The organism is Pseudomonas sp. RW3S2 (genome assembly GCF_014268955.1).
Lineage (GTDB): Bacteria > Pseudomonadota > Gammaproteobacteria > Pseudomonadales > Pseudomonadaceae > Aquipseudomonas > Aquipseudomonas wayambapalatensis.
Window position 1 is genome coordinate 184216 of the sequence record NZ_JABWRM010000009.1, and the last position, 13057, is coordinate 197272.

11 protein-coding genes are annotated in these 13057 nt (G+C 51.7%); 7 read left to right on the top strand and 4 right to left on the bottom strand.

Features of this window, described 5'->3' with window-relative positions:
* The first annotated feature begins 33 nt into the window (after positions 1 to 33).
* Both HU748_RS15140 and speB read left to right on the top strand, forming a co-directional pair.
* Complete coding sequence (locus tag HU748_RS15140; protein WP_186478140.1) at positions 34 to 1155, top strand: aminotransferase; 1122 nt, start codon at positions 34 to 36, stop codon at positions 1153 to 1155.
* Positions 1156 to 1391: 236 nt separating this feature from the next.
* Positions 1392 to 2306 carry an agmatinase gene (gene speB, locus HU748_RS15145; protein ID WP_186596315.1) on the top strand — a complete coding sequence of 305 codons (915 nt, stop codon included), beginning with the start codon at positions 1392 to 1394 and terminating at the stop codon, positions 2304 to 2306.
* A gap of 566 nt (positions 2307 to 2872) precedes the next feature.
* On the opposite strand, the gene HU748_RS15150 is transcribed toward speB, so the two are convergent.
* Complete coding sequence (locus HU748_RS15150) at positions 2873 to 3436, bottom strand: PAS and helix-turn-helix domain-containing protein (protein WP_186720937.1); 564 nt, start codon at positions 3434 to 3436, stop codon at positions 2873 to 2875.
* A gap of 159 nt (positions 3437 to 3595) precedes the next feature.
* On the opposite strand from HU748_RS15150, the gene HU748_RS15155 reads away from it, so the two are divergent.
* The 5 genes from HU748_RS15155 (at position 3596) to feaR (ending at position 9427) form a co-directional block, all read left to right on the top strand.
* The gene (locus tag HU748_RS15155) at positions 3596 to 4564 is read left to right on the top strand and encodes a dipeptidase (protein ID WP_186720938.1); all 969 of its coding nucleotides are present in this window, start codon (positions 3596 to 3598) and stop codon (positions 4562 to 4564) included.
* 29 nt (positions 4565 to 4593) lie between these two features.
* Complete coding sequence (locus tag HU748_RS15160; RefSeq protein WP_186720939.1) at positions 4594 to 5910, top strand: MFS transporter; 1317 nt, start codon at positions 4594 to 4596, stop codon at positions 5908 to 5910.
* Between the two features lie 294 nt (positions 5911 to 6204).
* Positions 6205 to 7503 (top strand): FAD-binding oxidoreductase, encoded by a 1299-nt coding sequence (locus tag HU748_RS15165; protein WP_186720940.1) that lies wholly within the window; start codon positions 6205 to 6207, stop codon positions 7501 to 7503.
* A 29-nt stretch (positions 7504 to 7532) separates the two neighbouring features.
* On the top strand, positions 7533 to 7898 hold the full coding sequence (locus HU748_RS15170) for a cupin domain-containing protein (protein ID WP_186478134.1): 366 nt from the start codon (positions 7533 to 7535) through the stop codon (positions 7896 to 7898).
* A 551-nt stretch (positions 7899 to 8449) separates the two neighbouring features.
* Positions 8450 to 9427: a transcriptional regulator FeaR gene (gene feaR, locus HU748_RS15175; protein ID WP_186596325.1), complete on the top strand. Its 978-nt coding sequence runs from the start codon at positions 8450 to 8452 to the stop codon at positions 9425 to 9427.
* Positions 9428 to 9493: 66 nt separating this feature from the next.
* Here the strand turns inward: feaR and HU748_RS15180 are convergent, their stop codons facing one another.
* From HU748_RS15180 to HU748_RS15190, 3 genes are all read right to left on the bottom strand, one after another.
* Complete coding sequence (locus HU748_RS15180; RefSeq protein WP_186720942.1) at positions 9494 to 10189, bottom strand: hypothetical protein; 696 nt, start codon at positions 10187 to 10189, stop codon at positions 9494 to 9496.
* A 380-nt stretch (positions 10190 to 10569) separates the two neighbouring features.
* Positions 10570 to 12009 (bottom strand): APC family permease, encoded by a 1440-nt coding sequence (locus tag HU748_RS15185; protein ID WP_186478131.1) that lies wholly within the window; start codon positions 12007 to 12009, stop codon positions 10570 to 10572.
* A gap of 126 nt (positions 12010 to 12135) precedes the next feature.
* Positions 12136 to 12954: a MoaF C-terminal domain-containing protein gene (locus HU748_RS15190; protein ID WP_186478130.1), complete on the bottom strand. Its 819-nt coding sequence runs from the start codon at positions 12952 to 12954 to the stop codon at positions 12136 to 12138.
* Between the last annotated feature and the right edge of the window lie 103 nt (positions 12955 to 13057).

Consider the following 13057-nt stretch of genomic DNA (forward strand, 5'->3'; position numbering starts at 1 on the left):
CCCAACCATCCCTGAAAATCATAAGAGCACACTATGAAGATTAAAGAGTTCGGCGTAGAAATCTGGATGAACGCCTACGAAACCAAGTGCAAATACAACTTGGCCGAAACCTGCGTCGAGTCCATCACCATCGAGCAATTGCTGGATTTTGCCGGCAAGAAAGAAACCATCCTTTCTGAACTGCTTCCGATGAAAATGACTTATGGCGCAATCGAAGGCTCCGACCGTCTGCGCAACGTTGTTGCATCGCTCTACGACAACCAGTCGCCCGAGAATGTCATCATCACTCACGGGGCAATAGGCGCGAACGCTCTGGTGCATGAGACACTGGTCGAGCCTGGCGATCATGTCATTTCGGTTGGACCTACCTACCAGCAGCACTACTCCATTCCGGAAAGCTACGGCGCCGACGTCTCGATTCTGCGCTTGCGCGAAGAAAATGCATTCCTGCCCGACTTGGAAGAACTCCGTGGCATGGTTCGCAAGAACACCAAATTGATCGCACTCAATAATCCTAACAACCCTACAGGCTCGTTGATGGATCGCGCGATGCTTGAACAGATCGTCGAGGTCGCACGTTCGGTTGACGCTTGGCTACTTTGCGATGAGGTATACCGCGGGACTGACCAAGTGGGAAATGGCTACACAGTATCCATCGCTGACCTGTACGAGAAAGGAATCAGCACCGCGAGCATGTCCAAGGCATATTCGCTCGCTGGCCTGCGCCTGGGCTGGATCGTTGGCCCCGTAGAGTTGATCCACGCCGTTTCGATTCACCGAGACTACAACACCATCAGTGTTGGCATGCTGGATGACCACTTTGCCTGCATCGCACTGGAGAACCGTGACAAGATCCTCGCTCGTAACCATGCTCTCACCCGTACGAACCTGGAGATTCTTGACGCCTGGGTTGCAGACGAGCCGAAGGTTTCATACGTCAAACCCAAGTCCGGCACCACTGCCCTGCTAAAGATCGATGCTGATATCTCTTCTCGTGATTTCTGCGTCCGCTTGCTGGATGCCAAAGGCGTGATGTTCACTCCAGGTAGTGCGCTCGATATCGAAGGCTATGTACGGATTGGGTATGCAAACAACACTGAGGTGTTGAAAGAAGGCTTGGAAAAGGTTTCTGAATTCCTACGCGAGTTGCGCTGATCCAGATGAGGGCCCGGATAACCTCCGGGCTTTCATTCATCCTTACGACCCCATTTCACTTTGCGCCGCCCAAGCTTTAGGTGTCGCTTCATCAAGATTGCTCGCTCTTGCGCCTGCCCCTACAACTTGATGGCGTGCCAACGAGTTGGCTTGTCAATTTATTTGTTGACAATCATCTTTTACCATCAAGAAAATACGCTTAATTTTACCGGAATCAAGCAAAGTAGAGCGCAAAAATGAGTAAGCCCACTTTCTCCTTGTCACCCACATTTCTTGGCGTCAGACGCACGGATATCGATGCAGACTACGTGATCGCGGGTGTGCCGCTCGATATCGCCACCGTCAATAGAGGCGGCGCCCGAGAAGCACCCTCAGCGATACGGCGCGCCAGCCGGATGCTAGCAGATGGCGGACATCCTGAAACGGGCTTCGATCCGCTGAACCTCGCTCTCGCAGACGCAGGCGATTTTAACATCGCATTGGGTGAGGTTGTTCAAAGTCTCGAACTCATCGAGGCCCAGGCACACCCAATCAAGCATTTGATTGCTCTGGGCGGAGACCATGGCATTAGTCTGGCGCTCCTCAGAGCGCTAAAGAAGAGGCTTGGCAAACCTGTACGAATAATACATTTCGATGCCCATGTTGATACTTGGCCTGACAGTTTCGGACAGAAGTACGGTCACGGCTCTGTATTCTATAATGCAATCCAAGAAGATCTGGTGGATGCTCATCATTTTGTGCAAGTTGGAATTCGCTCGCCGGTACAGCCCGAAGTACTTCGCTGGACCCTAGAGCAGGGGGTTACCATCCTTTCAGCGCAGACTGTTCACGAGATAGGTACAAGCGCTGTCGTGGAACGGATCCGCCAAAGTATGGGCACACACGAGCCTGTATATCTGAGCTTCGATATTGACGCGCTTGACCCATCATATGCGCCAGGCACGGGCACCCCTGAGGTTGGCGGCTTGGCTTCATGGCAAGTTCAGGCGATTCTACGAGGGCTCAGAGGGTTGAACTTCGTCGGGATGGATATGGTTGAAGTAGCACCTCCCTATGATCATGCTGAACTAACTTCTTTGGCGGCGGCAACGATAATCTGGGAGTACCTATGCTTGCAAGGCCCCGTTGTCGATGCAGTTTCCGAGCAATGAAAAATTCAAGCTCATGACTGCGCGCAACACGATAACAGCCCAGAAAAGGAGCCCTCTTAAATAAGCAACCTAGCAATTCCTCTTGAAGACGCCAGCTTTTAATTGCAATAGCGACCGCTCCTTGTGTGCACTATTGCTTTTAATATCTTTTTGACGCGCAGCTAGCCCTCTTCATCAGACAGTACATAATCTGGAGCATCTCACCCGCATACCTCGCGGCCGTAGCTTCGTACATATTAATCGTTTCACCCGTCCCTTGAAGCCCCATCAGTTGTATCTGCATTGCCGTGAGCGAATGCAGGCCAAGGGTCAGCCGAATGGACGCTTCAGAGGCTGAGCCGAGCAAAATAGCGCGCCACGCAGGCAACGTGTCCTTTTTTGTAAGGCGCCTAAAATCGTGCCAGGCCGACTTTTTAAATTTCAGCTACTAACTATAAAACCCTCAGCCTTATAAGGTTTATGGTCAACTATAGATGATTATAGGTTCGACTTTGCCTTGCGCTACCGCACTACGCATGGACCCGGAAAGCGAGCCCTCAGCGCCTGACGGATTAGGGGTGCCCGCCTCAGTCAATCAGCTTTTTGATCAGGTCGGCCGTGGTATTCACACCGTACTTTTTGAGAAGGCTTGCCCTGTGAATGTCGACGGTACGGGGGCTAATTCCCAGCTCCCTCCCGATTTCCTTGCTGGTTCCTCCACCGATGACCAGAGCTGCGACATCCCGCTCTCTCTTCGTGAGTGACGCGGCCACCTGATTGTCTCGGTCAGATGGCGACAAATCAACGAACGCCCAAGCTGCAAGCTCGTATGGATCCTCTCGGTTGAAAGCGTATCCACGGACCGTGACCCAAAAGTGCGTACCATCTACTCGGCGCATGATGCGGTCATCGGTGAAAACCACCTGGCGGGCAAGCAGTGGCTCAATTCGCCTTCCAGCGCTCTCGAAATCCTTTTCTTCTGGGTACAACACAGCAAACGACTGGTCGACGATATCCTCACGCCCTGCCCGGAACAGCTCTAGCGCGCGCTCATTACACTCAACCATGATCCTATTCTTGGCCACGATTACAGCCACGGGAAGATGAACAAACAGCTCACCGTACTCGATCTCTGTCTGTAATAGTTTCATTTTGGTGCCCTGGTGTCCTTCCTAAGCGAAACACGCACGATTTTGGACCAAATCGCCAACGGAATCCTCCACGATTACCTAGGTAATCGTTACCTATAGACCTACGTTATCCCAGTTTCTATAGTTTTGTCATTACATAAGCAAGACGGGAAATTAGAGATGAGCCTGCATAACGATTCCATCGTAGTGGACGGACTGGTTGTGTCCAAATGGAGCGAAGACGTATTTAGAGACATGAGAAAAGGTGGCCTCACGGCTGCAAACTGTACCGTATCTATCTGGGAGGACTTCCTTGGTACGTTAGATAACATCATTGACTTCAAGAAACTTATAGATGCGAACTCTGACCTTGTAACACTGGTTCGAAACACAGCAGAAATCCATGAAGCCAAAGCCAAGGGAAAAACCGGGCTTATCATGGGTTTTCAGAACAGCCATTGCTTTGAGGATCGCATTGAATATGTAAGCGTATTCAAAGAGCTAGGGGTCGGGATCTCCCAGCTCACCTATAACACCCAGAACTTAATAGGGACGGGGTGTTATGAGCGTGATGGAGGCCTCTCCGGTTTCGGCCATGAGATCGTTGCGGAGATGAACCGTGTAGGGATTTTGGTAGACCTTTCACACGTCGGACCTCTTACCTCTGACGAGGCCATTCGTGCGTCTTCAAAGCCCGTCTGCTACTCGCACTGCCTTCCCTCTGGGCTCAAAGAACACCCCCGCAACAAGTCCGACGAGCAGCTGAAATTCATCGCTGACCGCGGAGGGTTCGTCGGAGTGACTATGTTCCCGCCGTTCCTGAAGCGAGGAATCGAAGCCACAGTGGATGACTACGTTGAGGCTATTCAATACACCCTAAACGTCGTTGGCGAGGATGCAGTGGGAATCGGCACTGATTTCACACAAGGCTATGACAAGGGATTTTTCGACTGGATCACTCACGACAAGGGATCCTATAGGAAGCTCACCAATTTCGGCCCGATTTTGAACCCACTGGGTATTCGCACCCTCGGCGAATATCCGAACCTAACAGAAGCCATGCAAGCAGCTGGGATGAAGGACCGGGTGATTCAAAAGGTATTGGGAGAAAACTGGCTTCGCCTTCTGGACGACGTATGGAGCGTTTGACAGCCCCTTAACCTGATCGAGGCACTACAATGTATAATCAACAGCCTTACCTATCAGAGCGTGTCGAAACCGTGACCGCTTCGCCAATCGACGAGAATGCGCTATATCGCAAAGTAATCTGGCGCTTGGTTCCTTTTTTACTGATTTGCTACGTCATCGCTTACCTTGACCGCATTAATGTCGGCTTCGCTAAATTGCAAATGCAAGACGCGCTCGGGTTCAGTGATGCGGTTTACGGCTTAGGTGCGGGAATATTTTTCGTCGGCTATTTCCTTTTCGAGGTCCCGAGCAATTTACTCTTGCAGAAAATCGGAGCCAAAAAGACCGTAACGAGAATCATGGTTTGTTGGGGCGTAGTGGGATGTATGATGGCATTCGTCACAACGCCTATTCAATTCTATGTTTTGCGGTTCCTACTCGGGGTGTTCGAAGCCGGATTTTTCCCAGGCATCGTTTACTATCTTGGCTGCTGGTTTCCTGAAGCTCGCCGTGGTCAGGTTTTGGGCATGTTCATGGTGGGAATTCCTGTTGCGGGGTTACTGGGTGGACCTGTCTCGGGTTGGGCCATGCAGAGCCTCGACCTGGTGGCACAAATGCAAGGCTGGCAATGGCTTTTCATCGTTGAGGCACTACCAGCCATAGTTCTAGGCGTCATCGCTTTCCTCGTACTGGACGATAGCATCGACAAGGCGGGCTGGCTGAGCATACCAGAGAAGCGGGTACTTCTGGACGCGCTATCCAAGGACTCAAAAACAAACACCAATCACGCAGCTTCGCTGCGCCAACTACTACGTAGCAAGAAACTGTACACCCTGAGCTTCTCCTACTTCGCGTTTATCTGTGGCACCTACGCAGTCAGCTTCTGGCTACCGACCATGCTCAAGGTCGGCGGAGCCGTGACACCGGCTGAAATTGGGTGGCTCTCGGCAATTCCCTATACCGCAACCGTGGCTGTGATGGTCCTTCTATGCCGACATTCGGACTCTAGTAGCGAGCGGCGCTGGCACACCGCCGTACCCGCAGTTTTCGGAGCATTCGCTTTAGCTTTGCTGCCGGCGGCTGGTACCAATCTAGTTGCAGTGGTGGCCCTCCTCACGATGGCCACCGCCGGAATCGTGTCGACTATGCCACTCTTCTGGTCCTTAGCCTCTGACGCATACGCTGGACGCCCCAATGCAGCTGCTGCAATTGCACTCATCAACAGCCTGGGGCTGATCGGCGGATTTGCCAGCCCAGCAGTAATGGGCTGGATCAAATCCAGCACCGGCTCATTGAATAGCGGCCTTTATCTGGTGACCGCAGTCATCCTCTTGGGGGCAACTGCGGTACTTCTGTCGAGAAAATAGTCTTCCTCCGCCCTTCTCCACAGGCACCCATCAGGCCAATTGCGTTCTGATGGGTAGCCTTGCATCCCCTCAGTTAGCTCAATCGCGCTGACCCTTTCACAACCTCTAACGATTCCGTGAGGCCCTGGGAGGCCCAATCGACTGATTTTGTGAAGCGCACGAGATTTCGTGGCACGCAAAATCAAGTGAATGGCATTCTGGATCAAGCACCCAACCGGTCGGTAGGCGCTTAATTCACGGCAGCACACAGCTGCGCAGCTCACTCCTTGAATAAATCCAAATAGCGGACGAGCCATGATCTCCATCGAAACACCCACTTACTACTCAGCCACAAAGAAATACGACCTGAGCTATCCGACTCTTGAGCACGATATCGAGGCAGATGTCGTGGTGATCGGAGGTGGTTTTTCAGGGATCAATACTGCCTTAGAACTTTCTGAGCAGGGCATCACGAACATCGTCGTATTAGAGGCCCGATACCTAGGTTTCGGTGGTACGGGCCGTAACGGCGGGCAGATCATGGCTGGTATCGGCCATGATCTGGAAAAGATAAAAAGCAGCGTTGGAGACGAGGGGGTGCGCGAGATTTTCGAAATCAGCGAGCTTGGCGCGGGCATCATTAAAGATCGCATCGCCCGATATGAGATCGATGCCGACTTCTGTAACGGCTACGGCTACATGGGCTTCAACGCCCGCCAGGCAAAAACGCTTCGAACCTGGGAGAAAGATTTCAAGGCCATTAATCAGAAGGATGAAATCCGCTTCCTCTCCGGTAATGAGGTTCAGCAAATCATAGGCTCTGACGCCTACTCAAGCGCCCTTCTTCACATGGGCGGCGGACATGTCCACTCGTTGAATCTCCTACTCGGCGAAGCCAAGGCGCTCACAAGCTACGGGGCCAGAATCTTTGAGCACAGCCCCGCACTGGAGGTGATCTATGGCGATAGGATCAGGGTTCGTACAGGACGCGGCTCTGTCACCGCGAGCAAGCTGCTTTGGGCTTGTGACAGCTTCCTCAACAAACTAGAGCCAGAGTTGCACGCCAAGACCATCAATACGTACGCATTCCAGTTAATGACTGAGCCGCTCCCAGACGAACTGATCCAACGCATCAGCCCGATCCGCGGTGCGTACAGTGACATTCGCCCAGTGATCGACTACTACCGTGTTACGCGGGAAAACCGACTGCTGTTTGGTGCGGCGACGCCGTTCATTGAGCGGATTCCGGGGGATTTGAAGGCCTGGAATCGCAACCTGATGCTCAAAATTTTCCCTTATCTGAAAGATGTCCGAATCGACCTAGCATGGGGTGGCCCAATGGCCACCAGCGCCAACCTTTTCCCTCAGATAGGTACGCTTAGCGGCCGCCCAAACGCATTCTATGTGCAGGGTTACTCAGGTTTTGGCGTCACCCCCAGCCACATAGTCTGCAAAATTCTTGCTGAAGGGATGAATGCAGGCTCGTCCCGATACGGCCTACTCAGCTCTATAAAACATTCACAGATCGTAGGCAAGGATCGTATCCGACCTTTGCTGCTCACCATAGGCAAAACCGCTCACCAGATATCCGGCTTCTTCAACGGCCGTCGCTGAAATTCGTAGCCTAAATAGGAATGATCGTTATGACTCTCACCGCTGTACAAAAGAACGTAGATATCTCCGAGCTGGCGCCTTGGGGCACCGTTGCTGATCTCGGCTCCGTCATCTTGGAAGGTGAAGCCAAGGCATTTGGCAAGATGACCCACGGGGAGCCGACTGATGCCGTCAGCAGCGCCTATTTCGGGCTAACCCGCGGCAAATTCAGGATGACCTACCCTTTCAACGAGCATGCAGTTGTAGTCACAGGGTCAGTGCAGCTTACTGACGAGTCTACTGGCAAGGTAACTCGCTTCGATGTTGGCGACACTTGGTTCGTTCAAAAGGGCACACCGGTTCTTTGGGAGGTCCTTACCGATACCTTCGTGAAGCACTATCTCGCTGTCGCCTAAGCTTCCCGTCTGCGCAACCGGCCAGCGAGGTCGGTTGCGTTTGTGAGCTGAGAGCCATCCGCTGACACCTCAGCGTCATCTCGCGATGATCACTCCTTAGCCTCCTCCCCACCACATAGTCGTTTTGCATCTGCGCTCGCGTTCCGCAGGAAAGATGAGTTACGACAACTTCCTCGGTCCTCACGAGCCAGAACAGTCATTTCGGCCGCCTGACCATTAGTGGCCCATGCCTCCGCCTCTAGCTTGAACATCTATGGAGGCACGCGTGACTGTAATTCTCAGGCTGGTTCATTTCAGCTCACTCAGAAGGCGGAATGGGCTAGACCACATGCCATCATGATGGTTAACATGTTACTGAAGAACCCCATTTTGGGCTCCCTGGGTAACTGGAGTTCTCAGGAAGGGCGAAGAGGACCTCCGCCTCTTCACGGTTTTATGACAAAAGCCAAAGAATTCAGTGGCTTGCCCTTATGGAAAAGCGGTGGCCTATAAATTGCACACCAGCAGATGCCGGCCTTAGTCGCCCATCTGAACACAAGAACAGGTGCACCATGAATCAACACTCGACTCTCAATGATCGCTTGCAAGGGGCTATCGGTTACCAACTGTGGGAGTCGACACTAGCTGAGCAGTGCGGGGCCTTTCATCCTGAGCCACCCCGCCACGACGGTATCGAGAGCTTCGAAGGTGCTATCCTCCCGGCGCACATGACAGTGCCCGGCTATGCAGGCGCGAAGATCGGCACCAACTGCCCCCACATTCATCGTAATGTGAGGGATATCAAGCGCGATGGACACGATTTCTTTTACATCGTGCATCAAGTAGCCGGTAATGCCACTATGGATCATTGTGGGACCCAAAGCATTCTCAACCCAGGTGATTTGGTTTTACTGGATAGCTCACGACCAAGCGACTTTTATTTTTCAGGAATGTCGGAACAAATATCGATTTTGATACCCAGGCACAAAATCGAACATATCGCTAGCTCAAAAATCTCTCTCAACCAGAAAATACCCTCAACGTCCCGGGCAGGCGCAGTCGCCGGCTTCATCATGAATCAGTTTTTTAATGAAGCAGTTGAATCTGAAGATTTTGATGCTGTAATGGATGCCTTGTTGAATCTTATTCGCCCAAGTCTGACCTCTTCCGAGGATAAGTCTTGCAGCTATAATGAAAAGCTCCTGAAATCTCATTTTGAAAGGGCTCAACGATGCATTGAGGCCCAGCTTGCTAACTTTGAACTGACGCCGGAGATGATCGCATCTGACCTGGGCACATCGAAGCGCACGCTTCATCGTATCTTTGCCCAACATGGACTCTCAATTAGCAAATATATCTTGGACAGAAGACTAGACAAGTGTGCTTCTGAATTTGAGTCAGCCAATGATATTCAGAAAATTTCAGCTGTTGCCTTCGCCTGGGGATTTAACGACGTCAGCCACTTCTCTAGAGCCTTCAAATCAAGATTTGGAGTATCTCCACGAGGCTTTAGGAGCAAGGGGCAGTTCCAAGAAATCTCTACAAACTAAGATTTTTCCTGGACTGACGACGTTACCTCTAGGGGGCTGATACCCCCTAGAATCCAGTAACAAAATTCAATTAGGCCGCACCATCTTTGGCATGCGGTAACGCTGCTTGGCTGCACTCCAGCGTCTATACGAAAATTCGACATCTGTACATGCAGCGATTTTCTTTATCGACTGTATAATTTTTCTATGATCTCGAATACCCACCCTGGAGATCATGTGATACAAAAGACTCCAACCAATCAACGCATCATCCCAATCAACATGCTCCCCCAAGATGGAAAAAATATATGCTGGGATTTTTGCACTAGGATTTTCATCAAGAAATCTTACAGCATGATTTGAAACGGAATTTCCCCCAGACCCACACGCAGAAATAGAAATAGCCAACTGCCCCTCGTATGCCGAGTTCATGAGAAGGGGAGTCAAATCCTGAAGCAATTCACCCCATTTCACCTCATCCCCTCCAATAGCTACACAGCCTGTGTTGCCATGGGATGAAATGTGTAAAAAAATAGGGATGTTACCTTCAAAAATATCATGATTTGAATCTGACGAAGCAAGGAATTTAATTACATCTTTAAATTCCATTCTTGATTTCACCACAAATGAAATGGCTTCATGCCCCATGAGCTTGCAAGTTGCCTCCAGCGCCCTCGCCTCGGACCGCCCCGCAAATAGATCAATAGGATTAGGACTTTCAATTATTGCGACCCTTATCTTCGGCAAAACATTCTTCCCCTGAAAACCATGCAGCCAAGTCAAAAATCAAAACATATCTGCGTATCACCCTTTCGATAGCTTGGGAGATAATTAGACCCATAGAACTTGAAATTCTCTATGCCGAACGGCAAAAGCTCATCATGGTCGTGCGCGGCGAGACATTATACATTCTAGTAAATGGCCCCGCGCAAATGATCGCCGCGATCTCCGGACGCAGAGGTCTGATTCTAGCTCAGTCTTGACCTGGCTAGTCACGGGCTATGACGTTACTGTCATCAAATTAGATACAAGGCTTGAGCTGAGAAATGACTTTGCATCAGAAAGCTCAAATGCGTGCATAAAAAAGACCGGCATTCTTTCGAATGCCGGTCAAGCTGAGGTACCAAAGGTGAGTGGCCTCAGAAGATATGAACTGTATCGACCTACACCTCGTTCAGGACACGACCGAGGTTGGCGTAGATCTGCGGATTGCGCCACTTGTGCCAGCCGGCCAAGCACATACCGGCAATCGCTACCAGGAGCATCCCGACAGGAATCAGCGAGTTGAAGATCGACTCACCACCAGTGAGCAACGACATGTTGTTGATGATCAAGACCACACCGTAAGCAAGGGCTAGCGCACTCACCGCAGGGGCAATCAAGCGCTTCCAAATGCTGACCCCCATCGAGTCCTTGCGGAAGTAGCGAATAACCGCGATCGAAGCCAGACATTGCACGGCCAGGATTCCGATCGTTGCCGGAGCGCTACCCAATGGGAGTACCTGGGTAATCGGATCGGCACCTGCGGCACCGAAGATGACCAGAAGGGTCAGGCAAATGACGGTCTGGAGCGTGCTAGCAACATACGGGGTCTGATGCTTCTTATGGGTCACGGCCAGTATGCTAGGCAGGATCCGCTCACGTCCCATCGAGAAGAGGTAACGGGATAGCGAATTGTGGAAGCTGAGCAACACTGCAAACAGGCTAGTGATCAGCAAAATGTTGATGGCATCAGCGAGTGCAACGCCAACCAGTTTGGTCGACAACTGGAACCACACTCCACCTGGATCCTGCGTGATCGTATCGATGGCGACCGATGGACCGATTGCAACCAGCAACAGCCAAGAAGACACTGCATAGAAGAGCATGATCAAAATCAGAGCAGTAAAGGTTGCCCGCGGTAGGGTCTTGGCAGGGTCGCGAGCTTCTTCTGCATAAATCGCAGTTGTCTCAAAGCCCATGAACGCACCACCGACGAATACCAGTGCGGCACCCAGTCCGGTAGCAAAGACATTTGTCGGCTCAAAGGAAACCATACTGAAGCCTTCAGGCCCACCACCGTGCCCAACAACTGCGATGTCAAATATTACAATGACAACCAGCTCCGCGAGCATCAACAAGGCAAGGAATCGCCCATTGAACTCGACATTACGGGTACCAAACAGTTGAACCAGGATTGCATAGCCTATGCTTGCGACCCACCACTCAAGATTGATGCCTAAACGATGGAACGCCTCAGAGGTGAAGAACCCGATAAGACCATAGCACGCGATCTGCATGCCAGCATAAGCAACGATGGCCAAAAACGCAGAAGCAGCTCCCATCGGACGGCCGAGCCCGGTGGCAACATAAGCATAGAACGCGCCTGCGTTCCGGATGTGTCGCCCCATAGCGACAAAACCGACCGCAAAGAGCAGATAAACTGCGCCCACCACTAGGAAAACTCCGGGCAGGCCAACACCATTCCCCATTAAAATGGCTGTAGGAACAACCCCGATTAGGCCGGTCAATGGCCCATTTGTAGCGAGAACAAAGAATACGATGTTCCACATCCCTAGCGCGTTTTTCCGCAACGCTCCAGCTGGAGTAGATGTCTGCTCCATGATTACGCCCTCGTAAACGTGAAATTGTAATTGTCGTTTAAGGCGCCGAAGGCCTGAGATTGAACCCCTCTATGCATGCAAGGGGTATCACAGGCATCCGGACTTGGCACTACTAATAGAGAGTGATCACTCTTCGAACGATTTCGGATAATGCGTTTCGTTGAGCAAGGTTGCTTTGGAACCGAAAGTCATGTGCAGCAATTGCGCAGGCTTGGGGTCCCAGCAGAAGAAGCGCCCTATTGACCGCATCTGCTTGAGATCGACAACGACGACTGATTCAACCGGCATCACGGTTTCGGTCCAGAAAAGCACATATAGATCATCAGCCACGTCGTAGTAAGCGCACTTCTCGACGTCTGCGATGCCCTTCTCGGCACCGTTAACGCAATTCCAGGCCATCGTTTCTGCGCTGAAGTAAACGTGCTCATACCAATCATCTTCGCTGTAGCGGTAGAGGACGCGCTTCCCTGCCAGGCTGGACGATTTTCTGATGGGTGAGCCACCAGGCATGCCATCGACGACCGCCGCAGCAAAGCCGGTCTGAGTGCGTTTTTCACCAGCCTGCTCATGGAAGGAGGAAACGGCAGCGAGGATATCGCCGGTCTCGACTTTCCAGATCAGGGTTGCAGATTCCTGGTGAGCAGGCTTAAGAAATTCTACAAAAAGGATGCCTGGCCGGACCTCAATAGCTTCGTAGATTTCAGTGGCACTGAGGCCAGTCCCTTCGCCTTCCAGGATTTTCCAGCTCAGAGCGGTAGCGCTTTCGAATCGGTGCTCGATCAGCCATCCATTTTCGAAACGAATGTTAACCGTTTTCCCAGAGAGAAAGTCAGTGCTTACGTATTTGTGCCCTTCGAAGCCTTCGGCCATCTCTCCGAGCGTTGGCCAATCCGCAGTCGGGATGTACGCCTGGGCCTTCATTTCTTCTTCAATCTGGTAGGTCACAGATGTTTCCTCGTTACGATTTCGGCTGTGCCGAGACGCCTCCATCATAGGAACGCAATTCCGGACATGTCTTGGCTATCAGCGCCAAGTGTTGCCTCAGGGT